Raw genomic sequence first — 26,479 nt, 5'->3', positions numbered from 1 at the left:
GACACCTAAAACAAATTAATCATGACAGAAGAACTAACAGTTGGCGGATGGACGGCGTTTCATAGTCTTACATCGGAAGAGCAACAAATATTCAGTGAAGCTCTAAGAGGATTTGTTGGAGTAAAATATACTCCTACAGAAGTATCAACACAATTAGTTAATGGAACCAATTACCGTTACAAATGCACAGCAAGTATACCACCATCCGATGTAATTTGGAACGCAATTGTGGAAATTTACAAGCCTATTAACGGACAACCTCACGTTACGGGTATTACAAGAATATAGAATATTCGGAATACATTTATTAGCCGGAAGATCATATCTTCTGGCTATTTTTTTAATATATTTCATTACTTTTAATTAATGAAAACCCTCAGAACAACTTCCGAAAATCCAGACTTTCAAAAATTAGTAAAACAATTGGATGCTTATCTTGCAGTAATGGATGGTGATGAACACGCTTTTTATCATCAATATAACAAAATCGATTTGCTGAAAAATTGCGTTGTGATTTTTGATAATGATGAAGCAGTTGCTTGTGGTGCAATAAAAGAGATGGATTCAAAATCTATGGAAGTCAAAAGAATGTTTACGCTTCCCGAAAAACGTGGAAAAGGTTTGGCTTCTTTGATTTTAAAGGAATTAGAAACTTGGGCAAAAGAATTGGGTTACGAAAAAACAGTTCTGGAAACAGGAAAAAGACAAGTCGAAGCAGTTGCGCTTTACAATAAATGCGTATACAAAGTCATTCCAAATTACGGTCAATATATTGGCGTTGAGAATAGTATTTGTTTTGAGAAAGAGTTGGAATGATTTTTCTCGCTGATTTTGCAAATTAAGCAGATAATAATGGAAATTAAATCAGCCCAATCTGCGAGAAATAATTATAAAAATCAATTTCCAAAAGTATAATCTAGCGGCAGCATCTTCGAAACATTTTGATTAGAAAAATTCTCTTCCAAAATCAACAAATCCGGTTCCGAAGTATTACCCTCAGGAAACACTTCAAATTCCAAAGCTTCCGGATGAATGATTGAAGATTGTGTGGAGAATGTGTTGGCTTTTACAAATTCGCCTTTCTTGATTTCGTAAAAATATTTTTGATAATTCACCATCAGCAAATCTTCGAAATCAATAAATAACCTACCATCTTTTCGTTTAGTGAAATCGGATTCTTTCATTTTCGTTTTTAGAATCGCCATTACAAACTCGGAATTTTTACTTTTCTTCCGGGAAATGGCTTCTAACTCATCCGTCCAAGGAACATTGGAGATTTTCTGAGCTTTCACAATTTCGAAATGGTCTTGAAGTTTTTGCAGTTCGGCGTCTGTTGGATATGATGGATTTTTTATTCTTTTGGCGTGATTGACGATGAAACCTTCTTGCTCTAATTCGTTATTATAAAGGCTTCGTAGAAAATCCATCAGACTTCCTTTATATGCATTCATCCGATTCAGAATGGTATTTTTCTTACTATTATTCTCTTTAAAGAATGAAGTTCCAAGATAGCTTGTCGTTTTCTTTTTAAAGTCCGCTTCAAAATTGATAAGATTATATTGAAGTGTATAACCCAGGTTTTTATTTTCAATAATCAAAGTCTGTGGTGCTTTCACTTTCAGAAATTGATTTTTCTTGTCATAAGAAAATTTGAGCGTTCGTTGATTTTTAATCGTAACTCCTTCCCTATCAAATCCAAGAAATTTATCCAGAAAATAATTAATAAAATTTTTGTAAGCCTGTTCTGTATAAGGAATTATAACAACCTCTTTAATCTCTTTAACTGGATTGATAATTACTTTTACTGATTTTCCAATCGCTTGATTAAGTGGAAAAATACTGGTTTCGTAGCTGTCTTTCTGGAAAATCAGATTTCCGCTTTTCTGTCCTTGAACATCTAATTGGAAACTTCCGTCATTAGTAGATGTGGTTGAGATTTTAGTTCCGTCAAGATAAACATTCACATCAGAAATAGCGTTTCCAGTTTCAGTTTGGATTTTTCCTGAGATAATCTGAGCAAAATAACAGCAGACAAAACTAAAGTATACGCAAAAAAGTAATATTCTTTTCATATGAAGATATTTATTTTTCTAATGGACATATGCAATCGCCTAATCTTCATAGGTATTTGTTTTTGTATTTATGGCGATTTCATTAAAACAATATTACTAATTTTTTAGTTATAAAAAGGAATTAATTAAAATTTATCCAATTCTTATCGATGTCATACTCAAAGAACCGCCAATTAACGAGTCATTGAATAATGATAATTCTTCTGATTTTTCCTTCAAACCAAGATTATAAATCATCGGCAGAAAATGGTCTGGTGTCGGAACGGCTTGTTGGAGAAACAAACCTTGTTTTTGATAATCGATGAGTTTTTGGAAATCGCCATCCAGAAGCCAGCTGTTGGTTTTCTCTCTAGCTTCTATCGCCCAATCCCAGCCTGCTCCAACAGTATCAATATTTTTCCAGTCAATCAATCGGAGATTATGGACAATGTTTCCGCTTCCGATAATCAAGATTCCTTTCTCACGAAGTCTGGATAATTTTTTTGCCAAATCAAAGTGATATTGTGGTGGTTTTGTATAATCGATACTCAACTGGATAACCGGAATATCTGCATCCGGATAAAGATGTCGCAATACCGACCAAGCGCCGTGGTCCAATCCCCAATTGTGGTCTTCTTCCACCAAAACCGGAGTTAGTAAACCAGCAGTTTCTTTAGCAAGTTCCGGATTTCCTTTTGCGGGGTACTGAACATCAAACAAGGCTTGCGGGAAACCTCCAAAATCGTGAATGGTTCTGGGCATATCCATCGCCGTGACAAAAGTTCCATTGGTAAACCAATGCGCAGAAATACAAATGATGGCATTTGGTTTTGGGATTTCTTTGCTGATATTCCTGAATCCCTGAACAAAAATATTTTCTTCGATGGCGTTCATCGGAGAGCCGTGTCCTAGGAATAGAACGGGCATTTTTTGTGTGGTTTTGAAATTGTCAGATATTTTTGAAAGGTCGTTGAGGTTCATTTTTTTTTGTAAAAAGTAAAATGTATTAATGTAAAAAGTATTTTATTTTCTCGCAGATTTGGTGGATTGAATAGATTTTAAATTCAACATAATTTTTGTCATTCCGTAGGAATCTCAACAGTCTAGATTCCTACGGAATGACAATACTGTGTTTCTGACAAATCTTGTTTTTATGTAGAATCTGCAGCCCGACTTGAGCGGAAATCCTTTTTTGCTTGTGCTCAAATTCTATTTATCTGGAAACTTTCTGCAAAAAAGATTGGGAGCGGAAGGCGGAAAAAGCTGCCCAAATTATTACAATTAAAATCAAAAAAGCGTGAACAAAGTTGCCTTTGTTCACACTTTAAAAACTCAAACTATAAAAAATACTATGATGTATTATTGTTTTACGAATTGCAATTCTCCTGCAATTTTAACTTCTTCGCTTACCATTACACCGCCTGTTTCCAATGCTGCGTTCCAAGTCAAACCGAAGTCGCTTCTTTTGATTTTTCCTTCGAAAGAGAAACCTGCTTTTGTATTTCCCCAAGGGTCAGAATTGATTCCTCCGAAGTCAACGTCCAAAGTGATTTCTTTTGTAATCCCGTTCAATGTTAGGTTTCCTGTAACATCACCATTCAAAGTTGAAGCTTCGAAAGTGATTTTTGGGTTAGCTTCTGCGTTGAAGAAATCTGCTGATTTCAAGTGATTGTCTCTGTCTGTATTGTTTGTGAAGATAGAATCTGTATCGATGAAAGCGGAAACTTTTGCGTTTGCGAATGTATCATCTTCCGCATCAATCTCTGCGTTGAAAGTTGTGAATTCTCCTTTTACGTTAGAAATCATCAAGTGTTTTACTTTGAAAGTGATTTCGCTATGAGTTGGGTCTAATAACCATTTAGTTGCCATAATTTTTAATATTTTGTTGTTAATTATGATGCAAATTTAGGCCGGTCAGGTTTCCCTCACATTGATGTAAGTTAAGAATTGTATTTCTCGGTCAAATATTTCCAATAACGTTTCGGAACGTGCTGAATGTGGAGCTTTGTATTTTTGCGTTCTTTGATGTTAGTTTTCGTAAAATAGCTTTGCCAGAGCGTTTGGTATTTCTTCTCTTCGTCGTGGAATTTTTCTTTGTATTGATTGAGATTCAATTTTTCATCGGGATAAAAGAATTCGCAGTTTTCCAAATCGTAGAACAATCCGTAATGTCTTCTCAAATCATAAATCATCCATTTCTGGTCTGCGTATCGGTCTTTGAAATGTTTTCGGATTAAAGGCAACACATTGAAATCGGGGTCAATCTTCGCAAAATAAATATCGTCCTGCATTTTCTCGAATCTTACAAATGCAGTCATTCTGTGTCTTTCCCGACTGACGGATTTGCAGATTTTTGAGATTTTCAGAATTTCATCGTTGGCGAAATTTTGAAGGATATTATCATTTGGATGTTTGATGGATTGTTTTACCGCAGAAAAAATGAGTTGTTCTAATTCTGAATCTTCGGAAAGATAGACTTTGATTAATTGACTGATTCCTGACTTGCCAATGTTTTGTTCTAATTTATTGAGAACTCTTTCGGATTTTTCTTGCTGAGTAATGACTTCGTGAATCTCCGCAAACATATTTTCCTGCTGGAAAGTTTCTCTGTTTTTGATTTCCACATCTTTGTAACGGTATTCAAAAACTTCGAATATCGCTGTGAAAAGGCCATCGAAACTGCCGTCGTAGAGAAGAGTTGTCATTTTAATTTTTCTAAGTTTTATTAACTCAAAAGTCTTTCCAAAGCTTTATCAGAAATAAAAGTTTATTAAATTTACATTCTGGAACAGTTTTCCAAATTTACGACAGAAAATATTTTAAAAAAGAAAATCATACAATGAATTCAGTAATCATAAAGCCAAAAAATGAGATTCTGAAAAAGTATGTTCAGTATTTTCTGTTCTTTGAAAAAGCGAATCACGATTTTTTAACTTACACGACTTTTCCCAACAGCAATCTTTGTCTCGCAATTTATAAGGAAAATAAAATTTCTTATAATAATCAAAACAATTTGTGTGAAGTGAACGTCGGAAGTGCTTTTACAAGTCGGTTTTACGGATTTCATAAAAAGCCTTTTCAGGTTAATATTGATGCTTCGCTTAGTCAGATTTGTATTATTTTTCAGCCTTCTGCGTTAAGAGCTTTTACCAAAGAATCTTACGATGAACTGATGTTTTCCGATTCTGTTTTTGATGAAATATTCTCTTCGGATAAAAATGTTTTAGAAAAAATATTCGAAATCGCTGATTTCTCTGAACGAGCCAATGAACTGGAAATTCTGCTTCTTAAAAAATTAAACGATTCTGTTTCTGGAAAAATGAAAGAAGCTTTGATGCTCATTAATCAAAATAATATGATTAGTATCGATGAACTTTCCAAAAGTCTTAAAATCAGTGAAGCAACATTGTTCCGACTTTTCAAAAATAATCTGGGACAAAATCCAAAATCTTACCTTAAAACATTGCGATTTCGAAATGTATTGAGTGACCTTTCTCAATCTAACAATTCTTTGACGACGGTTGCCTATCAGAATCAGTTTTATGACCAAGCACACTTCATCAAAGATTTCAAAATGTTTTCAGGATTTTCGCCAAAAAAATTAGCAGAAAAAATCTCTGTGAACCAAAAAGATTTGACTTGGATTTATAACAAAGATTAAAATTGAATGATTTTTACAATTTTTGAAATTCAGAAATGATTTCTTTTGCTGAAAAATTTTATCAATGAAAACCAAAGTCTTTTTATTTCTACCACTTTTTTTATTTTTCGGTTTCGCTAATGCACAGACAAAATGCAGTTGTAATGAGACTTTGCAACAAATAATTTCAAAGATTGAAAGCGAATATCCAGGCTTTGATATTAAAACTAAAGACAAATTATTGTACAATAATATAAAAGAAAATGCACTAAAAGCGTCTGCTGAAGCTAAATCTGATGATAATTGTCTGGAAATACTGAAAAGCTACACCGGATTTTTTAAAGACAGACATATTTGGGTTCTTCCAAATGGAAATTCAACACCACAAATTTCTAATAATGTTTCCTCAAAAAATGTATCGAAACCTCTTAATATTAATGTTGAAAAATTCAGGAAGGAAGTTCAAAATCAGAAAAATAGTTTCGAAGGGATTTGGAAAGATGATAGTTATGAAATTGGAATCAAAAAGCTAAACGAAAAAGAATCTGTCGGTTTTATCATAAAAGCGAATCCGAAATTCTGGAAATCAAACGAAGTAAAATTCCGATTATTCGCAGACGGAACTTATGAATATTATATGCAAGACCATTCTTCCCAAAAAGGGACTTACAAAATGATAGACAATAGTCTTTTGTATTTTAACGATATTAAATCTGCATTTACAAGAACCTTTCCTCAATCAAATTTGAATGAAAACGAAATTGAGGACAAAATAAATGAAATCAATGGATTTTACATCAAAAAACTGACTCCTAAAACCACCATAATCAAAATGCAGTATTTCAGTTATATGTTTGTCAATACGATTGAAAAGCTGATTGAAAAGAATAAATCTTTATTGGAAAATTCGGAATTTCTAATCATTGATGTCAGAGATAACGGTGGCGGAACAGATAATGCTTATCAAAAAATTCTGCCATATCTGGTAACCAATCCTGTGCGAAATGTGGGAGCAGAATATTTGGCTTCTCCGACTTTAATCAAAACAATGGAAAATTATTTACTCGGAGTTCAAAAAGACAGCATAAAGAATAAAGACGAAATCAGCGATATCAATAGCAGACTGAAATTGCTAAAAGCCAATCTTGGGAAATATGTTAATTATAATCAGAACAAAGTCAATATCAGTTCGGTTTCTCCTGCCGCTAAAAGTCCTTCTCAAATTGTCGTTTTAGCCAATAATCATACAGGAAGTGCGGCCGAAAACTTTCTCCTCAACGCCAAACAAAGTAAGAAAGTAAAACTTATGGGAATCCCATCTTCAGGAGTTTTGGATTATGCTAATGCGATGTTTTTTGAATACGGATGTGACAATTATAAACTACTGATGCCTACTTACAAATCTTTCAGATTGCCGGATTATCCAATTGACAATATTGGAGTTCAGCCAGATATATATCTTGATGAAAGCGTTGAAGATTGGATAAAATTTGCAACAGAATATTTGGAAAATTAAAACAAAGTCAACTGCTGGGAAAACTGATTCTGAAATTTGGATTGACTTCCACCGATAATTAATTTTCTCAAATTCAAATCTGTTAAGTGTTTCAAAAATGGATTTCCGTAAGTGAAATCAATGAAATATTTCGCTCGATTTACCGCTGCACCAAGTTTCTTAAGATGGTCAATACTCAAAACTTGAAATTGTCTTGCACTCACAATTTTCTGTGCCGTTTTCACACCAATTCCAGGAATTCTAAGAATCATTTTATAATCTGCAGTTTGAAGATTAACTGGAAATTGGCCTAAGTTTCTCAAAGCCCAACTCAGTTTCGGGTCAACTTCCAAATCCAGGAATGGCATATTGGAATCTAAAATCTCATCTGCTTTGAAACCGTAGAAACGCATCAGCCAATCGGATTGATACAAACGATTTTCCCTCAAAACAGGAACTTCCGCCGTGATTGCCGGCAAACGATTGTCCGACGTCACAGGAATGTAACCCGAATAATAGACGCGTTTCATTCCGTAATTCTTATAGAAATGGTCAGCTACCTTGATGATTTGCAAATCATTTTCATTAGTTGCTCCAACAATCATTTGAGTTGATTGTCCGGCTGGCGCAAATTTAGGAGTGCTTCGGATGATTTTCTTTTCATCTTTATATTGCTGGATACCTTTTTGAACGATTCGCATTGGTTGCAACATATCTTCTCGGTTTTTGTCCGGAGCCAAAAGCTTCAATCCAGATTCGGTTGGGATTTCGAGGTTTACGGAAAGTCGGTCAGCGTAAAGTGCCGCTTCCTGCATCAGAATATCACTTGCTCCAGGAATTGATTTTAAGTGAATATAACCATTGAAGTTATGTTCATTTCTCAGTTTTTTTGCAACCCGAACCAAGCGTTCCATCGTCGTATCCGCATCTTTAAAAATCCCAGAACTTAGAAACAAACCTTCGATGTAATTTCGGCGGTAAAAACTGATGGTCAAATCCACCACTTCTTCCACTGTGAAAGCGGCGCGTTTGATGTCATTCGATTTTCTGGAAACGCAGTAGATGCAATCGTAAATGCAATGGTTGGTCAAAAGGATTTTGAGAAGCGAAACACAACGTCCGTCTTCTGTATAAGTATGACAAATTCCGCTTGCCGAACTGTCGCCCAAGCCACCGTTATTTTTTCTTTTACCGCCACTTGATGAGCAAGAAACGTCGTACTTAGCAGCGTCTGCAAGTATTTCCAGTTTTTCTTTTGTGCGGTCGAAGTTCATATTTTGGGAATTTTATTTAGAAGAATTTTCTTTTAAATGAATGTCAAAAATAAAACCATTTGAAGGATTTGTTGATAGATATTTTGAATTAAGTTACTAACAGAAATTTTTTTTTTTGTTAAATTCAATCTCTTATTACCTACACGGTTTAGTAATCCCTATTTTATTTATCTCATTTTGCAAATCGGCAATACATTCAGAATTATAATATTTTTTTAAATTCTCATAATTCATATTATCACCTCTATTTATAAAAAGAATGCTTTCAGGATTTCCATTTGATTTTAGATAATTATATTCAGGAAAAATTTTAAAAGATTCAACATATTTATTAATGTCATCATAGTGATTAATTACGTCATCAACATTATTAAATACAATCCCTGTTTTCTTTCCAAAATCTGATTCGGTTCCAACATTCAAGTTCCAACTCATTGAATTTTGGCAACTAAAATTAACAAATGAGAATTTTCCAATTTCGGTTATGTAAACACTTTCGGGGAAATGATTAACATCTTTGCTTATCCCGTAAATCGATAGAATTCCTTTATTTTTCACTTTTAAAACAACATTTATATCTTCGAATGTTACATCTTCATTTCCCCACATTTTTATGATTTCTACTTTATCATTTTTTTGAAGATTTTTTTTTATCGAATTAAATTCACTGTAATAGAAAAATTTATAGAAAATAAAAATGGATAAAACTAGAATTATAAATACTCCTAAAATTCCTATAGCTGTATATTTAATTATTTTGAGATATCGATTCATTAGTTATTTTTAAATTAAACGAAATCGTGCTTATAAAATTGCTAATTATATAAAACCAATCCCATCACAATCTCTCAAAATCCTTATCTTTACAAACATAAAATTTCCCTATGAACCATCAACCTGTTGAAGGATTTTCAAAACTTTCCAAACAAAGAAAAATCGATTGGCTAATCAGCGAATATCTAAGCAACGACAGAAGTTATGAGCAGATTCTGCAACAATATTGGAACAACGATTCTAATCTGCAAAAAATGCACGACGAGTTTTCTGAAAACACGATTTCCAATTTTTATATGCCATACGGAATCGCTCCCAACTTCCTAATTGACGGGAAATTATTTGCGCTTCCAATGGCAGTGGAAGAAAGTTCGGTGGTGGCAGCAGCGAGTAAAGCGGCAAAATTCTGGATTGACAAAGGTGGTTTCAAAACAACGATTATCAATACAGAAAAGCTGGGTCACACGCATTTTATTTTCAAAACTGAGGCTCATAAACTTTTGCATTTTTTCAATTTTAAACTGAAGAAAAAATTGTTGGAAGCAACGGAAGACATTACCAAAAATATGCGCAACCGTGGCGGCGGAATCCTTGACATCAAACTCATCGATAAAACTTTGGAACTGGAAGATTATTTCCAATTGAAAGCGAGTTTTGACACTGTAGATTCTATGGGCGCGAATTTCATTAATTCTTGTCTGGAACAGTTCGGGAAGACTTTGAAAGAAGAAGTTGCCAACGAAGAAAGTTTCACTCAGGAAGAAAAAGATTCGTTGCAGATTGTGATGAATATCCTTTCCAATTACACGCCAGATTGCATCGTAAGAGCTGAAGTTTCCTGCAAAATTGAAGATTTGAAAGATGACAGCGGAATTTCTAACGAAGAATTTGCGTGGAAATTCAAACGTGCTGTGACGATTGCGGAGATTGAACCTTACAGAGCAACGACGCACAACAAAGGGATTATGAATGGTGTTGATGCTGTGGTCATCGCAACAGGAAATGATTTTCGAGCGACGGAAGCTTGTGCGCACGCTTATGCTGCGAGAAACGGAAAATATTCTTCTTTGACGCACTGCACAACGGACAACGGGATTTTCAGATTTTGGATTGACTTGCCGATTTCGGTTGGTGTAGTTGGTGGTTTGACGAATCTTCATCCGTTGGTAAAATTCTCTTTGGCACTACTTGGAAAACCTTCTGCTCAGGAATTGATGAGTATTTTGGCAGTTTCCGGATTGGCGCAGAATTTTGGCGCGCTTCGTTCTTTGGTGACGACGGGAATCCAGAAAGGTCATATGAAAATGCACCTCTTCAATATCTTGAATCAGTTTGGTGCAACGGAAGAAGAAAAACAGCATTTTGTGACTTATTTCAAAGACAAAACGGTGAGTCATCACGAGGTGATTTCGGAGTTGGAAAAATTGAGAAATAAATAAAATTATGTTTGGAATCGCACTTTCAGCTTTTATACTTGTTTTTGGAATATTTCTAAAGTTGACAAAAAATCAAGGTTTTGCTAGTTCCAAAAGATTTGCTTGGCTTTTTATCATCTTAGGAATCATTACGCTGGTTGGAAGAATTATTATTTTAAATCAAAAAGGAGAATTATAAAAAATGAAAAACTTTACTCTAATAATAGGCGGAATCTACGGTTTGCTATCTGTAGTTCTTGGCGCGTTTGGTGCGCACGCCTTCAAAAAAATATTATCAATCGAAAGACTGGAAAGTTTTGAAACGGGTGTTCGTTATCAGATGTATGCGGCTTTCTTTTTGTTGATTGTCGGTTATATTTTGAAATTTGAAACCTCATCTGAAAAGTGGATTTCGATTTTGATGATTGCTGGTGCCTTCTTGTTTTCGGTAAGTATTTATTTCTTGAGTTTTCAGGATTATTGGGGCATTAATCTGAAATTTCTTGGTCCAATCACACCACTTGGAGGTTTGTTTATGATCATCTCTTGGGGAATGCTGATTTGGTATTTTGCTAAGACGAAATTCTAATGTGTGAGCGATGATAGCGGAAATCCCGCAATAAGCTTTGGGCAAGCCTCGGAATGAGGAATTGCAGCGAACGTAGCGACCCAAGCGGCTGGAAAAAGCGCTGGCGAGGGACACACCCAGATTATTTTGAAAACTGATTTCAATCAGACATTTATATCAAGTAATTCGTCACTTTTTCTTAAATTTGTGCGTCTTATAAAATTTAAAAATTAATCATTAATATATTATGAATCTTCACGAGTATCAATCAAAAGAGATTTTAGCAAAATACGGGGTTAACATCCAACGTGGTTTTGTTGCAAACAACGTAGATGAGGCAGTTGCTGCCGCTGAAAAATTAACTGCTGAAACCGGTGCACAAGGTTGGGTTGTAAAAGCTCAAATCCACGCTGGTGGACGTGGAAAAGGTGGAGGTGTTAAGTTTTCTCCGAATATGGACAAACTTAAGGAAAACGCCGGCAATATTATCGGGATGCAATTGATTACACCTCAGACATCTGCTGAAGGTAAAAAAGTAAACTCTGTATTGGTAGCAGAAGATGTATATTATCCTGGAGAAACTGAAACTAAAGAATTTTATGTTTCTATCCTTTTGGACAGAGCTTTGGGAAAAAACACTATCGTTTATTCTACTGAAGGTGGAATGGATATCGAGCACGTTGCTGAAGTAACGCCGCATTTGATTCACAAAGAAGTAATTGACCCAGCTTACGGATTACAAGGTTTCCAGGCTAGAAAAATTGCTTTCGGTCTTGGATTGGAAGGTAACGCTTTCAAAGAATTCACAAAATTCATCACTTCATTATACAACGCATACGTAGGAATTGATGCCTCTCTTTTCGAAATCAACCCGGTTTTGAAAACTTCTGACAACAAAATTATCGCTGTAGATGCTAAAGTAACTTTGGATGGTAACTCATTGTTCCGTCACAAAGATCTTGCTGAGTTAAGAGATACAAGAGAAGAAGATCCATTGGATGTTGAAGCTGGTGAAGCTGGTCTTAACTTCGTGAAGTTGGACGGAAACGTTGCTTGTATGGTAAACGGTGCTGGTCTTGCAATGGCAACTATGGATATCATCAAATTGTCTGGCGGAAATCCAGCAAACTTCCTGGACGTTGGTGGAACGGCTGATGCGCAAAGAGTTCAGACTGCTTTCGGAATTATCTTGAGAGATCCGAACGTAAAAGCAATCTTAATCAACATCTTTGGAGGAATCGTAAGATGTGATAGAGTTGCTCAAGGTGTTGTAGATGCTTACAACGCTATGGGAAGCCTTCCTGTTCCATTAATCGTAAGATTACAAGGAACCAACGCTGTAGAAGCTAAAAAACTGATTGACGAAGCTGGATTGCCAATCCACTCTGCAATTACTTTGGAAGAAGCAGCAAATAAAGTAAAAGAAGTTTTAGCTTAAGCTGAGATTTTAAAATAAAATAGAAAACCCGATTCAGTAATGAGTCGGGTTTCTTTTTTGTAAAATTTAGATTTATAATTATTCTTTATGCTCTGATGGATTTTGTTCTACATTGGTAATATTAATGCTTGTTGGCGTGACAAGATTAATTCCTTCTTTCATTAGGGTTTCATTGATTTTGATAATTGCGATACTTTTCAGCCTTCCAAAATCGCTTCCTATTTCCAGCCAGAATTTGACCTGCAATGTGAACACGCCTTGTTTGACATCTGTTAAAAGAACATCCGTTGTATCAGCTTTATCAACGTGTTCTAATGTTTTGATTGTTTCTAAAATGACATTTTTAGCTTTATCAATATCTTCGCCAACAGGAATTTCTAAATTAAAAATAATTCTACGCTGCGGCGATGCTGTAATATTGAAAAACGGCGAATTAAAAATCACCTGATTCGGAATATAAACTTTCTTACCATCATCAGTAATCAATTTGGTTGTTAATAATCCAATATCTTGAACTGTTCCTGAATTACCTCCAATCGTTACATAATCTCCTATTTTAAAGGCTTTGTCAACACTTACCAACATTCCTGAGAAAATACTTGATACTAAGTCTTTCAAAGCAACCCCAGCAATCACCCCCGCTACTCCTAAACTTCCGAGGAATTTCATAAAAAATCCGCTGAATCCCATTATTTCTAATGCGATAAAAGTTCCCATCAGAATAATCAGAAATTTGAATACCGATATGAGAGTGACTACAGATTCATTCTTTGTTTTTGGAAAAAATTTGTGAAATAACTTCACAGACCATCTACTTAGATATGTACTTGTCATCAGGAAGAATAGAAAAACTAAAATCCCGACAATCAACCTAGGTGTGAGTTCTGCGAAACTGATATACCATCTTTGTAAAACGGCATAAACGGTGTGAAAATATTCCATAACGACTACTAATTTAAGACAAAAAACCGACAAAAGCCGGTTTGATATATTTTATAAAGATAAGTTTTTATTTTGCTTCGTTGGCAATTCTTTTCGCTTGACCGGAAGGCAAATAAATACTGAAACCAACATTGAAAGTAATTTTGGAAGTCAAGCCTTCATTACCAAAACCTGTAACCCCATTGTATTTCACTAATCCTTCTACGCCTATGTTTGGTGTAATAAAGTAAGAATATCCAGGTCCAACTCCGAAATCAAGGCCATTAGTCGAAATTCCGTTTTCTACAGAAGTTCCTCCAATCCCTACATTACCTTCGAAGAACCAACGTCCGTGATTCAATAGATTGTCAACACCTTGCTCATTTGGAGATAAGAAATATCTTCCTAAAGCGCCAACAGCATAATTGAATTGTGTAGCTTCTCCTTTACCAGGCTTTGCAAATCCTAAATTCACATAACCCCCAAGTGCTACATTATCCTTAATAAAATAAGCTGCTTTTGGCTGAATAGAGAAGTCGTAACCCGCGCCAGTATTCAATCCGAAATTACTTGTAACTAAGCTACTACCAACCATCCAGTTTCCTTCCTGTATTTGTGCATTAGCTGTTGATAACAATCCTGCTCCGGCCACAAATGCTCCTAATAATAATTTTTTCATATTGTTAAATTTTTTCATTAATAATTATCTTTTTTAAATTTTACAAACCTTGTGCCATTAGAAGAAATTGGCTTTAGAAATCGTTAAAAGAAGTATTAATGAAAATTAACTTGAAACAAAATATTTAAAAATAAAGAGCTTTTCTTATCAAAATAAAAAGCCAATCTTTTCAGATTGGCTTTAATTATAATTTAATGATTTGTTATAAGATAACTTTCTTAGTTGTAATACCTTTTTCAGAAGTAATCTTCAACATATAAACACCTTTCACGAATCCAACTGTACTTAGTTTGATTTCTTTAGTGTTATTTCCAGAAAGCGAAGTAATCAATTTTCCTGAAGCATCATATAGTTCAGCTTTAAAAATATTGAAATTATTTTTAACCATCAATGCATCATTTTGCTTATAAACCAGCAAATCTTCTTTAGTTACATTTCCAGCAGCAAGTACATCATTAGCATATAGAATTTCAAATCTAGTTTCATTTTCTACGGTTACTACATCGCTTGTGAACGTATAGTATCCTTGTTGTAGATTGGTTACCGTACCCGTTAACTTGTCTTTCAGGTAGATTGCTTTTGAAGAATCTTTGAAAACTCCTTCCTTATCATTAAGCGCTATTACACAAGTTCCTTGTTTCGAATTTTTATAACCTAATATGATTACATCAGAATCTTGTATTGGTAAAGCACGTGCTTGAATTTGTAATTTATTAGTACCAATAACTGAATAAAATGAATCACTACCAAGAGTAAATAGAGATGAATCATAATCTTCATCAAAATCATTTGTAGCTTCTGGTATATGAGCAATTAAAATATTATTTGCAATATTGTCAGGATTGATAAATTTTAACCAATATCTATTTAGTATTTCCTCTTCTGGTTCATCATCTTCTGATTTATTATAAAAAATAGAACCCGTAGTTGTAGATACTCTCATAGAATTTGTAAAAGTTAATATAGCATTATTTCGTCTTGCTTGTACTAAAAAACCTTGACTACTTTTTGTGTAAGACAACGGTCTTAAGGTAATTTCTTCAATACTACCAGAAATATATGTTGGCCCAACACCTCCAACACCAGAGACAAAAGTGGCATAATTGTTTCCAGAATAATTAGAACCTTGCTGACTAATAATTTCATTTAAATTAGTCCAAAACCATTGTTTATTAAAAATAGAATTTTTATTACCCGCATTATTATAAACAACTTTGAAGGCAATGTTAGAAGGATATGGATTACCTACTAAATTATAACCTTTATCCAGTCCTGTGCTTCGTCTTAAAGTAACACTAATATTTCCATTATTTGGTATACCATTAAAAGTGAAAATTTCATTAACAGGTGTTGTTGTAGAGTATGTATTTTTTCCTTTAATAGCATAACCAACTCCCGGTTCAAAAACCGATGTTGTATTAAGACCTAAGGTAACAAATCTGTCATCTGGCTCATTATACCTGAAGAAATAATTAGTTGGAGTACCTACAGAAAAATTATATAAATTTTGTCCACTTACTGGTGAGCTCCAAAAAGTATAATCATTTTTTCTTAAATTGGATTCTCTTTTAACTATTGCATTCCCTGATCCAGAGTATGTCGAAGTATCAGAAAGTTGTGTCAGTATTGCATCATTATTGACAACAATTGTTCCATTATTTACAAAATCACCAGAAATCAAGAGGCGAAATCCCTCTGCAATTGTAAAAGTATGTCCAAAATTAATTGTAAAATTTTTCGCAGCTATATTTGCACTGACATTATAATTACCATTTATTATCGCATCTACATTCGCATTAGGAACACCAGCAGACCACGCTGTCCCATTCCAAGTCGTTGTTTGCCCCTTAAGTCCAACGACCAGCAACAAGGCTATCCATATTTGTATATTTTTCCCCATACTTTTTTTTGCAAATTTATAAATAATATGTTTATATAAATTATTCCATTCCATAAAATATGATTCTAAAAAAAACTTAGAGAAAACTTTTATATTCTTTAAGAATCAACTCCCAAATTACTTTCTGTTCATAACGCTGTTTAATCATAGTCCTGCTGTTATTTTTCATTCTTTTGTACATCTGATTATCTAATGACAACTGTTTCATCGCGCTTTGAATTGCGATTTCATTCTTGACAGAGATAATCAGTCCATTTTCCTTATTTACGATAATTTCATTACAGCCATTGATATCACTAACTATAGATGGAAGTCCCATTGCGCCCGCCTGCATAACCACATTAGGAAACCCCTCCCGATAACTTGGGAAAACTAATGCATCTGCTATTGAAAAATATGTCCGAACGTCACTCTGATAGCCCACGCAATAGATATCCGGATTTGTTTCTATCTCTTGAAGTACCTCATCGGATAAAGGATCCAATTCTTGTTCAAACGGACCTACGAGAAGGAGTTTAAGGGTGCGGAGGGGTGATGGTTCAAGGGTGATAGGATGCGAGGATTTGGAGGCTGGAGGATTTGGAGGCTGGAGGGATCTGAAGGCCGAAACCAACTCATTGATTCCTTTATCTTTAACTAATCTTCCTACAAATACGAAGACGAAATCATTCTCTCTTATAGCAAGGTTTTTTCTCAAATCCTGTTTGGATTTATGAGAATATAAAGCCGGATCAAAATAGCTAGTATTAATACCATTAGTACTTCCGTTGCCTATTACTTTCAGTTTTTCTGCTTTGACTAATTTCTCTTTTATAATAAAATCATATAATCCCTGAGAATTGGGATAAACTTTTGTTGCACAAGCATAGGTCAATTTTTCTACTGCATTTAACACTTTTCGTTTAAGACCTTCTGCCTCCATTAATGGCAAGCCTGCCACCGTATGAAGACGGATTTTAACGCCTGCGAGTCTGGCTGCCAGCATCCCAATTAATCCGGCCTTGGGTGTATGGGTATGTACAATTTCGGGGGTTTCTTTTTTGATGTACCTGTACATCTGCCAAAGAGATTTCAAATCATGAAAAGGTGTAATCTGACGCGTCATTCCGATGGCATGGGTTCTTATTCCCAAATCGGTTCCTACTCTATCTAGATATTCTTTATCGGATGAAATAGCAGTTACCTCATAATGTTGGTTCATAAAAGTAAGCTGATTGCCCAATAATTTTTCTACAGAAATGGGAACTGTGGTAATGCGGAAGAGTTTTGCCATTTAAAAATTTTTTTACAAAGATAGGAAAAGGCTTTGGGGTTGAGAGATGTGAGTTGCAGGGCTTGAGAGTTGTAACCTTGGAAAGTTTGATTGTCTTTTACGCGGTAATAAAGTTTTTCATTTTAAACCTTTGGTTCATTAAATAAAAAGTTATTAAAATTAACCCAATCTCAACTAGAATTCTATTAAACATTAATTCTGCAAAAGATAATTAAGGAATTACACTAAGAGTTACCCTTAATCGAAATAGGAAATTGCATAACACTTTTTTCCAAATATTTATCACATATGAATTAAGTTTGATTCTTTAAATCCCTAATCAAAATGACATTATCATTATTCTTTTTTGATTAGTAAATATTTTTTTTTTGCAGTTTTGACTATTATTTTGATGGCAACGATTAGCAAAAATGGCAAGTACATTATTTTGGTTCGGACGAAGATTCCGAGACACGCATAACGCTGGATATAAAACAGAGAAGCGATGGCGAAAAATAATATGGAAATCTTTGCAAAAAAATCCCATTTTATATGTTTAGCATTTTTAACCCAAACAACTACTGATGTCAGCAACAATACTATTACCAAAAGGTTTTCTACACTTAAAATAAAATCATAGGTTGACCGGGCATCCCAAAACAATGGCCTGAAATTGAGTGCAAATACTCTTTCTATCCAATTATAATCTATCATTGAGATGTACGATCCTGCTCTTTTGAAAGCTACTAATGAGGCTCTATTTCTCTCCAGAATATAAGCTATATCCAAAGGATTTCGGTTCAGTAAATGCATTGTCATCAGGTATAATCCGGATATTGTCAAGACACTCGCAACTATCGCTATTGACTTTTTACAATTCCATTTTCTATTCTCCCAAAGCATTCCTAATAATACTGCCATGAGGAGAAACATTGCGACGTGCGGTCTAACAGAAGCCAGAAGCAACCAGCCCAAAATATTTTTAATGCTGACGTATTTCCTATGACTATTTTGTATAATGATCCATGTAATTGCCAAAAAAACAACAGGTTCTTTCCCGATAACAGAAGTCCAAAAATGGAGATTAGGCAGTAAGAAAATTAAAATTAACAATCCTTTTTCCCACTTCCCTGATGGTTTGATGTATCTTAATGAGAAACTATAAAATTCCCATATTGCAAAGAAACCGATTAGGCTGTACAGCAAAAAACCTGTCCAAAATGGCCATTGCAAAACGGATGAAAAAGGGTAACTGATCAGTTTAATAACATCTGTTCCCCAATGAAGATAATCTGACCATTCTTCTTCCAGCATCCAATATCTAACAGCATCACTGGGGTGCTGCTGGCTGTACTCCCAGGCTATTATGGCAAAGGTCAGGTGGTAAACCAATAAAATAACGGGGAATAACCACTCTTTGCTTTTCATATCAGGGCTTTTGCTAATATTCTAATCTAATGCTAAAATAATGAATGCTAAGTTAAGGATTTTTAAGATTTAATGTTAAGAATGCTTCGAGAGTGTCAGCGTGACAGGTTTAATTATATGATTTAAAACTATCTTACTTGACTTCGGTGCTATCTTTAAAAGCCCTAATTCTCTGCTGCTGGTAGGAGAACACCCACATCAGGTAGATGATCATCCCCGGCAGAAACATATTGCGCATTCTAATCATAATCCCAACATTTCCTAATGACTGCGAAAATGCAAGTGTTCCCATAATCAAAAACAACACCAGCCCTTTTATTACAAAAGGTGCTGCCTTGAAAGCTATAACAGGACTTGTTCTCATTGCTTTGATAAAGACAATAACAAGTACCAAATTCTCCAGTGAGGCAATCAAACCATTAATATTTCTGACATCAAAAAAGAAAGGTCTGAACCAAAACGTGAGAATTTTTAGGGGAAATGGATATGACGAAATATCTATGGCAGAACCTGTACTTCCACGGCTCAAAACAGCAGCCTTCCCCGTTGCAAACTTATCAAAACCTTCCGCTGAAGCTTCCTCTATCTTGGCAAACTCCATTACGCTTGGCAAAATAGCAATCCCAACGCCTATCATCACTGCAGAAAATAGGAATCTCTGGAATGGCGACACCTTTCCTCCAAATACATAAGCCAAACCAAAGCCTACCATTAAGAATAATAGAATATGAGGTCGGATTGCCATTGCTAATAATCCTGCAATTATAATTAGCGGAATTCTCTGAAAGGGTTTCATCAATCCATAAACAAACATGCCTATACAAAGAAACAGGATTGTATCTTTTCCTACTCCTGCGCTCCAAAAATGAAGATTAGGGAGAAAGAAAATCAATGGAAACAGTACATAACCACTTATCATTTTGTTGTAAGGAATGGTACGCGCGGCTATCAGGAAAAAATAGGTTATTCCCATGAAACCCAACAAACTGTAAAACATCGTGTTGGACAAGAATGACATTCCCATCATATTGCCCGGAATATAATTGAAGGCCCTCATAAACTCGGTTCCCTCGCCTCCGCTCACGTCTTTTACAAACTGTAGATAATTCATATTTTTTGCGGCTGTCCAATAGCCCCAAGCGTCTCCACCTCCATTATTGGTGGTAAAGAAATACGCTATTCCTAGAACAAAATGAAATAAAGCCAATTTATTCAGAATTGGCAAATAAGCTTGTTCCTTATCTTCAAGCAACAATTTTGGAAACTGAAACGCCAATAATACAAATAATGGTATGTATAGGATATCTAGAATCATTTACTTAATATTTTACACCATTTATCTGCAGTGACCTGTATGCAATATTTTTGTTCTACCAACTGCCGTGCGTTATTTCCCATTTCTTTTTTCTGAAGACTGTTATTTTTCAGAAACAGAATATGATCTATCCAATCCTGATCTTCATAAGCAATTTGTCCTGTCACATTATCAATACAAACATCCTTATTCATTCCCACATCGGATGCTACTCCGGGAATTCCGCAAGCTGCATACTGAATTAATTTATAGGCACACTTTCCTTTTTCCCATTCGGAATCCTGAAGAGGCATAATGCCCACATCCATTTTTAGAATTTCGGACACTTCTGTCTTTTCTCTCCACTGGATGTACTTTACATTTTTTCCGAGATCCATATCCTCTCTTATCCCAACAATGTTGAACTGGATATTTGGATCTTGGCTTTGCAATTCTTTAACCCAATTTTTGCACGGTAAGAGATGTTTTTCAAAAGTCGTTTTAGTTCCTATCCAGCCTACAATGAATTTTTCAGAATCTAAATTTGCTTTTATTGGATATCTATCCAGATCTATTACTGTTGGGATGATTTCTATTTTTTTTGCTCCAGATCGCCAAGCATATTCTGCCAAATAATGATTACCTGCTATAACAATTCCGCTATATCTCATCACATTGGCAATTTTATTCCCCAGAAACTTTTTAATAATTGGATTTGAACTTTGGTCATAATTATGAAAAATAGCATCATCATAATCTACAATATATCTGATTCCAAATAATTTTAAAATCCATTCTGCGACAGCAGGAATAAAAGGGAAAATTTCTTTTTCGATTACTACTTTATTATATTTTAAAACTGAAAACAACACAAGAAATCTTCGTAAATACGACTTTATGACTGTGCTTATATTTTTTTTTCCAGCGTAAAAATCTTTAAGATAATCATCATCAAAAAAAGGTTTTACCGTTATCTTCATCCCTGACCTTTCAAGATACGGGAAGTACTGATAGCTCCGCATTCTACTGCTACCCGCCATTCTTGTGTATTTGGTAAGATAAAGGATTTTCATTGCTTAATTTTGTTGATTGCTGTGATGTATGATTCTGCAGCAGCTTCCAGAGAAAAATATCGCTGAGCTTTTCTAGAGATATTATTTCTGTCCGCAAATATAGACTTTTCTAAAAAGTCCGTGATTAGACCAAATTGAGATAGCAAACCCATTGAATGATCATAGAGATAACATTCTTCAAAAATTTCCAAAATATCATCTGTATCGCCAATGCCTTTGCTGGCAATCACCGGCAAGCCACAAAGAAGATATTCGCCCAATTTAATCGGAGCTACACCTTGCATACTGAAACTTGGCTGCCGTAACGCAAAAGCAGCATCTCCAGCATTGAGATAAAATGGAACCTCATCTGATGCTACAGATTTTAAAATAATGTCTGATTGCAGATCTTCTGGGATATTTTGTTTGGCAAACTCAGTATTACCTGTTAGAATAAGAAATTTGGAATGGTACTTTGTCTTGTAATTCTTAAAAATTTCCAACATTTCGGACAAGCAGTATTGAGGTCCTAGCGAACCTGCATAAACAAGGAGGAATTCTTTATTTAATTTTAATTTCTCGCGTGCTTTTAGTCTGGCTTCATCATTTAATTTGAAAAAATTGTTTTCTCTTCCATTGAATACTACCGAAAATTTTGGCATGTTTACTTCTCCAATATTACTAAGATGAATATCAATTGCTTTTTGAGATCTAGTGATGACTGCATCTGCATTTTTAAGCATTTTGGTTTCAGCAGACTTCATCAGTTTATATTGAAGAGAATCTCTCTTCAGACCCGCAAAATCAATTCTCTCTTCTATAGGTAATCCATCCGCATCGAAAATAATTTTAATATTTTTATTTTTGATTTGATTAATTATCATTGCAGGAAAAGTACTTCTTGGCATCACGATATCAATCTTATTTTCCCTGATATATTTTTTGATTTTGTTTGATGATGTAAAAACCGTCAAAAGACTTCCTATAGATACATTAGGTTTTCTAAGAATAGGCAAAGCAGAATATGTGATTCCCATTTTTTCTGCACTCTTTTTAGTTTGACTGATTTTCTTTTCCTCTGCCCAAGTGAACTGCAAAACGTGAAATTTGAAATCGCTTATCTTAGCAATTTCCTGAAAAATAGGCATAAAAAGACCTTCCATATAAGAAGTCTGTGGTCCGTCCCAAGTGATGAAGAGGAGGTTTTTAGGCATGTATTTTTTTCTTTTTTAATAATTCCATATATAACGCAATTACTTCTCTCACGTATCTTTCTTCTGTATAATTCTCTATTGCCCTATTATACCCGTTTGTTGCATACAAGTCTAGCAATTCTGATGAATTATATAATTTTTGAATTGAATTTGCAATTTCTCTTGGTTGATGAGGCTCTATCAACATACCCGTTTCTCCATCGACTACAACATTTTGCAACCCCCCTACCTTAGTAGCAATGACCGGAAGATGGTGAAGCATTGCCTCAGCAGCAACCAATCCAAAACCTTCTCTTTGTGATGCTATACAGAATACATCCATTAATTTATAAAAAGGTGCTGTATCAAATTGATAGCCTGTAAAAATTACTCTATCCTGAATCCCCAAGTCGATTGCTTTTTGCATAATCAACTCTTCATCCTTGCCACTCCCAACAATAATTAATTTGAGTTTATCAAGTTCTCTTAAAAGATGAACAGCTTCAATTATATCTGTAATTTTTTTGTGATCATTAAACAATCTGCCAACAGTTCCTACGACAAAATCATCATCCTTTATAGAATATTGATTTTTTAAGTTCATAATTTCTAAGTCTGAAACAGTTCTTGGAATTTCGACCCCATTGTTAATTGTAATAACTTTCTTCGCAGATACCTTTGCCTTTTTTTTAAGATAATCTGCTACATTCGGAGCTATAGCAATGAATCTGTCTGCTGCAAAAGAAAAAATTCTTAATAGAAAATTTGCTTTAGAACTTCTATTTTGAGGATCGGAAGTTTCTTCTAAAAGAACTATGGGTACTCTTTTTATAAAACCATTTATCGCCGCCATTGTGACACCTTCATATACAGCACCGTGGATGATGTGTGGTTTAAAATCATCAATTATCTTCTGAACTTCTTTATGTTTTCCCCAGTGAAAAGGCCCGTTAAAATCCCCGACCTCAATGATTTCCACGCCATTTTCTTCAATTTGCTCAGCTATTACACCATCTTTATAAGTCCCAACCAACTTCATCTCAAAATTGGTGTTTTTAAAATATTTTGCCAAAGACAACCTTCGTCTTTCAACACCGCCCCCCATGACTGTTGACATAATATGTAATACTCGAATCATAATGGTTATAGCTTATTTGACTTATAAATTTGCATTAGTTCAGCAATATGATTATTTAAAGAGAAATTTTCCGTGATTTTTTGGTGCCCCTTCATACCAATTTCCTGAAGTCGTTCTTTAGGCATAGAAATTATGGTTTCTATTCTATCTAATAATACTTTTTCATTTGCTGCAGGAATAAGGAATCCATTAACATTGTTATCAATAATTTCACTAGCTGCTCCTACGTCTGTACTGAGGGATGGTGTGGAGCTATACATTGCTTCTATTAATGAATTTGAAAATCCTTCAGAAAATGAATTTAAAATGTATAAGTCTGAGTTTTTAAGAATAGGATAAGGATCAGATATAAAACCCATGAAAAATACATTCTCACTAAGCTCTAACTCACTAACTCTATTTTTCAAATTTTCTTCTAATGTTCCGCTTCCCGCAATTGTTAATTTAATTCTTACGGAGATCCTATCTTTCAAATGAGCAATAACATTAATAACAGCTTCAATATTTTTAACAGGTTCTAGACGAGATATCATCACAATATGAAAATAATTATTATCATTTTGGGATTTTTGGCTATCAAATTTATAGTTAAACAAACCAAAATTGTGAATAACTTTGGTCTTTGAAACATTTAACTTATAATTTGAGACAATATGATTGACCACAGTCTGGGACTCGCCAACTACGTAATCTGCATTTTTAAAAATGAAGCCAAATATTTTTTTTGCATTATATGATTGATTCGGAATACCAATTTCTTCAACAATAATCTTCGGAACTTTAGCCATTCTTCCTGCTAAGAAACCAAAAAAATTAGCTTCGGCTCCCGAAGTATGTAAAACATCTGGTCTTTCTTTCTTTAAATATTTGTAGAGCCCCCATATTGTTTTCAAACAAGGAATCTTATAATTTAAATTGAGGATTGCTGTTCTTTTATTGTTATTTAAAATTCGTTCTTCGGCAACCCCTCCTTTACCAACTGCTGCAAAAATCCATTCGTTTTCGGTATCATTATAATGCGATAGGTTAACCATCTTAGTTTCTATTCCTCCAAAATTTAAAAAAGTACTTAATCTTATTATTTTCATTTGCTACTTTTTTACAAAATTTCTGAGAAACTGATAAATAAAAGGATATTTTATCATTAGAAATTCTCTATTAGTGTTTACTTTATAATTATTAATTTTAAGCTGTTTCAAATAGAAATCTTTAATTTTTTTATCAGAATTGTACTGCAATGACTTTTCATACATTGAAAAAAGATATCTGTTACGATTATCTAAATTTGAAATCTGCGACTGAAAATTATTGTAAACTTTAATACAAGACGGAAAATGAATAGTTCTTTTCGCACCTTTTTCCCAAATCACTATTACATATTGTTCAGGATTATATTGCCAATTAAACTTTTCACCAAAACGTATAAAAAAATCCCAATCTTGATGGCGTAATAACGACTCATCGAATTTTATATCTTTAGCTTTTGATGTTTTTATAAAAAACGTGGATGTTTGGGCAATAGCTTTATCATCTAATAAAAAATCAAAACAACTCTCATTTTCTAACAAATCCCTAGAATCGGAAATCCATTCTTTCTCTCCGTTTCGTATTAGACATTTTGCAAAACCACCACTAAACTCAGGTACTGATTTCACAAATTTTAAATAATCCGAGAGATAATTCTCAGGCCACAAGTCATCAGAATCTAAAAGTGCAATATACTCACCTTTGGCATTTTCTATTCCAATATTTCTACAAGAATTGGCTCCTTTAAGCCGATCATCCGGTCTTAAGATTATTCTGAATCTTTTATCATCCAAAATAGATTCGTTTATTTTGAATAACTCCTCTTGATCTGAACCATCATCTATAAGCAGGCACTCCCAATCTTGAAAAGACTGATTTTTAACAGAAAGCAAGGTATTGTGTAACTGAGAAAATCTATTGAAAAAAGGGATAATGATTGTAATCATTTTTAAATATTGTTTAGATTAGTTGCCAAAAACACAGACTACCTATTTCTAGAGTATTTTACTACTTGTATAAGAATTTCTATATCTTAAAATTTCAGTCCTGTGAGTTATAGGATATAATAATAATTCGAATCCTCCTTTTAAATTCCCGTGAAAAATCTGTTGTCCGGCATATTTATATAAAATTTTTACTGTAGATTTATAATCTCTATTTATATTTGTCATTATCTCAACTTTTTTTATCGAAAGTTTTCTTTTCTCAAAAGCTGCGCTCATCTTTCCAGATCTTTCCTCTCTAAGATGATGAACGTAAATATTTGGAATAATGACACATTTCTTTTTATGATATCTCAATCTAGATAAAAAATTTGAATCTTCTCCATAGTGAAAAAATGCTGAAGAAAATAATCCCCCAAGTTTTTTAATCATTTCTATGTTAATCAACCAAGCTGCAGCATTTACAAAACCAATTTCATAAAAAGTAGAGACTTTGTTCAATGAAGCATCTGAAATATATTCTGGGCAAGATCCAGCAGAAATATATTCTTCAAATTTTTTATCAAGCTTTTGTCCATCATCATTTAAATGCATAGGAGACGCAACTCCAATATGACTATCACTATCTAAAATCTCAATCATTCTACTTAATGTTTCTGGGTAACTAATTGTATCTTGATTAAGCAAATAAATATAATCTGAGTTTCTTGCTAAAGCTATTTCATAACCTATATTATTGGCAGCTCCAAATCCTAAATTTTTCTTGGAATCTACAATTTCAATATTTTTGAAATTAGCTCTAATGATGTCTAATGTTTTATCTTGCGAACCATTATCGATAACGATGATATGCACATTAATTTTTGATTCATTAATTGAACTAACACAATTATAAATATACTTTTCAGCATTATATGTTACTATAATTATAGAAACACTTTTCATATGATTTAATTTTAATAATTACTATTATTAAGTGATAATTTATAATTTATAA

25 protein-coding genes are annotated in these 26,479 nt (G+C 34.0%); 7 read left to right on the top strand and 18 right to left on the bottom strand.

The genetic code is table 11. The features are described 5' to 3' along the window. The first annotated feature begins 21 nt into the window (after positions 1-21). Positions 22-288, top strand: coding sequence for an immunoglobulin domain-containing family protein (locus tag BUR19_RS15945; RefSeq protein WP_074236414.1), 267 nt, complete (start codon positions 22-24; stop codon positions 286-288). Between the two features lie 78 nt (positions 289-366). Then, entirely contained in the window at positions 367-816 is a 450-nt protein-coding gene (locus tag BUR19_RS15940) for a GNAT family N-acetyltransferase (RefSeq protein WP_074236413.1), read from the top strand. Positions 817-896: 80 nt separating this feature from the next. On the opposite strand, the gene BUR19_RS15935 is transcribed toward BUR19_RS15940, so the two are convergent. The 4 genes from BUR19_RS15935 to BUR19_RS15920 form a co-directional block, all read right to left on the bottom strand. Continuing rightward, positions 897-2,072: a peptidase associated/transthyretin-like domain-containing protein gene (locus tag BUR19_RS15935; protein ID WP_074236412.1), complete on the bottom strand. Its 1,176-nt coding sequence runs from the start codon at positions 2,070-2,072 to the stop codon at positions 897-899. Positions 2,073-2,204: 132 nt separating this feature from the next. After that, complete coding sequence (gene ygiD, locus BUR19_RS15930) at positions 2,205-3,032, bottom strand: 4,5-DOPA-extradiol-dioxygenase (protein ID WP_074236411.1); 828 nt, start codon at positions 3,030-3,032, stop codon at positions 2,205-2,207. A 378-nt stretch (positions 3,033-3,410) separates the two neighbouring features. Next, positions 3,411-3,920, bottom strand: coding sequence for a YceI family protein (locus BUR19_RS15925; RefSeq protein WP_074236410.1), 510 nt, complete (start codon positions 3,918-3,920; stop codon positions 3,411-3,413). Positions 3,921-3,991: 71 nt separating this feature from the next. Next, the gene (locus BUR19_RS15920) at positions 3,992-4,756 is read right to left on the bottom strand and encodes a TIGR03915 family putative DNA repair protein (RefSeq protein ID WP_074236409.1); all 765 of its coding nucleotides are present in this window, start codon (positions 4,754-4,756) and stop codon (positions 3,992-3,994) included. A 134-nt stretch (positions 4,757-4,890) separates the two neighbouring features. On the opposite strand from BUR19_RS15920, the gene BUR19_RS15915 reads away from it, so the two are divergent. Together BUR19_RS15915 and BUR19_RS18750 are read left to right on the top strand one after the other, a co-directional pair. After that, on the top strand, positions 4,891-5,712 hold the full coding sequence (locus BUR19_RS15915; protein ID WP_074236408.1) for a helix-turn-helix transcriptional regulator: 822 nt from the start codon (positions 4,891-4,893) through the stop codon (positions 5,710-5,712). 64 nt (positions 5,713-5,776) lie between these two features. Further along, positions 5,777-7,207, top strand: a complete 1,431-nt coding sequence (locus BUR19_RS18750) for a S41 family peptidase (protein ID WP_083600800.1) — start codon at positions 5,777-5,779, stop codon at positions 7,205-7,207. Here BUR19_RS18750 and BUR19_RS15905 read toward each other — a convergent pair. Next, positions 7,204-8,460: a putative DNA modification/repair radical SAM protein gene (locus BUR19_RS15905; RefSeq protein WP_074236407.1), complete on the bottom strand. Its 1,257-nt coding sequence runs from the start codon at positions 8,458-8,460 to the stop codon at positions 7,204-7,206. The genes BUR19_RS18750 and BUR19_RS15905 overlap by 4 nt on opposite strands. A gap of 135 nt (positions 8,461-8,595) precedes the next feature. Further along, positions 8,596-9,234, bottom strand: coding sequence for a hypothetical protein (locus tag BUR19_RS15900; RefSeq protein WP_074236406.1), 639 nt, complete (start codon positions 9,232-9,234; stop codon positions 8,596-8,598). Between the two features lie 110 nt (positions 9,235-9,344). Between BUR19_RS15900 and BUR19_RS15895 the strand changes: the two genes are divergently transcribed. From BUR19_RS15895 to sucC, 3 genes are all read left to right on the top strand, one after another. Continuing rightward, positions 9,345-10,673, top strand: coding sequence for a hydroxymethylglutaryl-CoA reductase, degradative (locus tag BUR19_RS15895; protein WP_074236405.1), 1,329 nt, complete (start codon positions 9,345-9,347; stop codon positions 10,671-10,673). A gap of 178 nt (positions 10,674-10,851) precedes the next feature. Continuing rightward, positions 10,852-11,238 (top strand): DUF423 domain-containing protein, encoded by a 387-nt coding sequence (locus BUR19_RS15890; protein WP_074236404.1) that lies wholly within the window; start codon positions 10,852-10,854, stop codon positions 11,236-11,238. Positions 11,239-11,464: 226 nt separating this feature from the next. Then, positions 11,465-12,655 carry an ADP-forming succinate--CoA ligase subunit beta gene (gene sucC / locus BUR19_RS15885; RefSeq protein WP_074236403.1) on the top strand — a complete coding sequence of 397 codons (1,191 nt, stop codon included), beginning with the start codon at positions 11,465-11,467 and terminating at the stop codon, positions 12,653-12,655. A 78-nt stretch (positions 12,656-12,733) separates the two neighbouring features. On the opposite strand, the gene BUR19_RS15880 is transcribed toward sucC, so the two are convergent. The 12 genes from BUR19_RS15880 to BUR19_RS15825 all read right to left on the bottom strand — a co-directional run bounded on the left by BUR19_RS15880 (position 12,734) and on the right by BUR19_RS15825 (position 26,427). Continuing rightward, positions 12,734-13,597: a mechanosensitive ion channel family protein gene (locus tag BUR19_RS15880; RefSeq protein WP_074236402.1), complete on the bottom strand. Its 864-nt coding sequence runs from the start codon at positions 13,595-13,597 to the stop codon at positions 12,734-12,736. A gap of 67 nt (positions 13,598-13,664) precedes the next feature. After that, positions 13,665-14,255 (bottom strand): hypothetical protein, encoded by a 591-nt coding sequence (locus tag BUR19_RS15875; RefSeq protein ID WP_074236524.1) that lies wholly within the window; start codon positions 14,253-14,255, stop codon positions 13,665-13,667. Positions 14,256-14,457: 202 nt separating this feature from the next. Further along, on the bottom strand, positions 14,458-16,209 hold the full coding sequence (locus tag BUR19_RS15870; RefSeq protein WP_074236401.1) for a T9SS type A sorting domain-containing protein: 1,752 nt from the start codon (positions 16,207-16,209) through the stop codon (positions 14,458-14,460). Between the two features lie 22 nt (positions 16,210-16,231). Next, a complete protein-coding gene (locus BUR19_RS15865) occupies positions 16,232-17,428 on the bottom strand; it encodes a glycosyltransferase family 4 protein (protein ID WP_083600799.1) in 1,197 nt (398 codons plus the stop codon). Between the two features lie 336 nt (positions 17,429-17,764). Continuing rightward, positions 17,765-18,835 carry a hypothetical protein gene (locus tag BUR19_RS15860; protein ID WP_074236400.1) on the bottom strand — a complete coding sequence of 357 codons (1,071 nt, stop codon included), beginning with the start codon at positions 18,833-18,835 and terminating at the stop codon, positions 17,765-17,767. Between the two features lie 133 nt (positions 18,836-18,968). Next, entirely contained in the window at positions 18,969-20,150 is a 1,182-nt protein-coding gene (locus BUR19_RS15855; protein ID WP_139297387.1) for a hypothetical protein, read from the bottom strand. Then, positions 20,147-21,202, bottom strand: a complete 1,056-nt coding sequence (locus tag BUR19_RS15850; protein ID WP_074236398.1) for a glycosyltransferase family 4 protein — start codon at positions 21,200-21,202, stop codon at positions 20,147-20,149. The genes BUR19_RS15855 and BUR19_RS15850 overlap by 4 nt, the downstream gene beginning before the upstream one ends. Next, a complete protein-coding gene (locus tag BUR19_RS15845; protein WP_074236397.1) occupies positions 21,199-22,395 on the bottom strand; it encodes a glycosyltransferase family protein in 1,197 nt (398 codons plus the stop codon). Before BUR19_RS15845 ends, BUR19_RS15850 begins: the two co-directional genes overlap by 4 nt. Beyond that, positions 22,388-23,512, bottom strand: a complete 1,125-nt coding sequence (locus tag BUR19_RS15840) for a glycosyltransferase family 4 protein (protein ID WP_083600798.1) — start codon at positions 23,510-23,512, stop codon at positions 22,388-22,390. The genes BUR19_RS15845 and BUR19_RS15840 overlap by 8 nt, the downstream gene beginning before the upstream one ends. A 5-nt stretch (positions 23,513-23,517) precedes the next feature. Beyond that, a complete protein-coding gene (locus BUR19_RS15835; RefSeq protein ID WP_074236395.1) occupies positions 23,518-24,600 on the bottom strand; it encodes a glycosyltransferase family 4 protein in 1,083 nt (360 codons plus the stop codon). A 3-nt stretch (positions 24,601-24,603) separates the two neighbouring features. Beyond that, positions 24,604-25,485 (bottom strand): glycosyltransferase family 2 protein, encoded by an 882-nt coding sequence (locus BUR19_RS15830; RefSeq protein ID WP_074236394.1) that lies wholly within the window; start codon positions 25,483-25,485, stop codon positions 24,604-24,606. 48 nt (positions 25,486-25,533) lie between these two features. Next, on the bottom strand, positions 25,534-26,427 hold the full coding sequence (locus tag BUR19_RS15825) for a glycosyltransferase family 2 protein (RefSeq protein ID WP_074236393.1): 894 nt from the start codon (positions 26,425-26,427) through the stop codon (positions 25,534-25,536). Between the last annotated feature and the right edge of the window lie 52 nt (positions 26,428-26,479).

It is taken from the genome of Epilithonimonas zeae (assembly GCF_900141765.1).
Lineage (GTDB): Bacteria > Bacteroidota > Bacteroidia > Flavobacteriales > Weeksellaceae > Epilithonimonas > Epilithonimonas zeae.
The sequence above is the reverse complement of the archived record's forward strand: the minus strand, read 5'-3'. Positions and strand labels throughout refer to the sequence as shown.

Excerpts from the sequence above, each read along its gene's own strand:
- BUR19_RS18750 (WP_083600800.1), top strand. The coding sequence starts at position 5,777 with ATGAAAACCAAAGTCTTTTTATTTCTACCACTTTTTTTATTTTTCGGT.
- BUR19_RS15880 (WP_074236402.1), bottom strand. The coding sequence starts at position 13,597 with ATGGAATATTTTCACACCGTTTATGCCGTTTTACAAAGATGGTATATC.
- BUR19_RS15905 (WP_074236407.1), bottom strand. The coding sequence starts at position 8,460 with ATGAACTTCGACCGCACAAAAGAAAAACTGGAAATACTTGCAGACGCT.
- BUR19_RS15860 (WP_074236400.1), bottom strand. The coding sequence starts at position 18,835 with ATGAAAAGCAAAGAGTGGTTATTCCCCGTTATTTTATTGGTTTACCAC.
- BUR19_RS15940 (WP_074236413.1), top strand. The coding sequence starts at position 367 with ATGAAAACCCTCAGAACAACTTCCGAAAATCCAGACTTTCAAAAATTA.
- BUR19_RS15870 (WP_074236401.1), bottom strand. The coding sequence starts at position 16,209 with ATGGAATGGAATAATTTATATAAACATATTATTTATAAATTTGCAAAA.
- BUR19_RS15890 (WP_074236404.1), top strand. The coding sequence starts at position 10,852 with ATGAAAAACTTTACTCTAATAATAGGCGGAATCTACGGTTTGCTATCT.
- BUR19_RS15825 (WP_074236393.1), bottom strand. The coding sequence starts at position 26,427 with ATGAAAAGTGTTTCTATAATTATAGTAACATATAATGCTGAAAAGTAT.
- BUR19_RS15865 (WP_083600799.1), bottom strand. The coding sequence starts at position 17,428 with ATGGCAAAACTCTTCCGCATTACCACAGTTCCCATTTCTGTAGAAAAA.
- ygiD (WP_074236411.1), bottom strand. The coding sequence starts at position 3,032 with ATGAACCTCAACGACCTTTCAAAAATATCTGACAATTTCAAAACCACA.
- BUR19_RS15935 (WP_074236412.1), bottom strand. The coding sequence starts at position 2,072 with ATGAAAAGAATATTACTTTTTTGCGTATACTTTAGTTTTGTCTGCTGT.
- BUR19_RS15925 (WP_074236410.1), bottom strand. The coding sequence starts at position 3,920 with ATGGCAACTAAATGGTTATTAGACCCAACTCATAGCGAAATCACTTTC.
- BUR19_RS15875 (WP_074236524.1), bottom strand. The coding sequence starts at position 14,255 with ATGAAAAAATTATTATTAGGAGCATTTGTGGCCGGAGCAGGATTGTTA.
- BUR19_RS15915 (WP_074236408.1), top strand. The coding sequence starts at position 4,891 with ATGAATTCAGTAATCATAAAGCCAAAAAATGAGATTCTGAAAAAGTAT.
- BUR19_RS15920 (WP_074236409.1), bottom strand. The coding sequence starts at position 4,756 with ATGACAACTCTTCTCTACGACGGCAGTTTCGATGGCCTTTTCACAGCG.
- BUR19_RS15855 (WP_139297387.1), bottom strand. The coding sequence starts at position 20,150 with ATGATTCTAGATATCCTATACATACCATTATTTGTATTATTGGCGTTT.
- BUR19_RS15835 (WP_074236395.1), bottom strand. The coding sequence starts at position 24,600 with ATGAAAATAATAAGATTAAGTACTTTTTTAAATTTTGGAGGAATAGAA.
- BUR19_RS15840 (WP_083600798.1), bottom strand. The coding sequence starts at position 23,512 with ATGATTCGAGTATTACATATTATGTCAACAGTCATGGGGGGCGGTGTT.
- BUR19_RS15830 (WP_074236394.1), bottom strand. The coding sequence starts at position 25,485 with ATGATTACAATCATTATCCCTTTTTTCAATAGATTTTCTCAGTTACAC.
- BUR19_RS15850 (WP_074236398.1), bottom strand. The coding sequence starts at position 21,202 with ATGAAAATCCTTTATCTTACCAAATACACAAGAATGGCGGGTAGCAGT.
- BUR19_RS15895 (WP_074236405.1), top strand. The coding sequence starts at position 9,345 with ATGAACCATCAACCTGTTGAAGGATTTTCAAAACTTTCCAAACAAAGA.
- BUR19_RS15945 (WP_074236414.1), top strand. The coding sequence starts at position 22 with ATGACAGAAGAACTAACAGTTGGCGGATGGACGGCGTTTCATAGTCTT.
- BUR19_RS15900 (WP_074236406.1), bottom strand. The coding sequence starts at position 9,234 with ATGAATCGATATCTCAAAATAATTAAATATACAGCTATAGGAATTTTA.
- sucC (WP_074236403.1), top strand. The coding sequence starts at position 11,465 with ATGAATCTTCACGAGTATCAATCAAAAGAGATTTTAGCAAAATACGGG.
- BUR19_RS15845 (WP_074236397.1), bottom strand. The coding sequence starts at position 22,395 with ATGCCTAAAAACCTCCTCTTCATCACTTGGGACGGACCACAGACTTCT.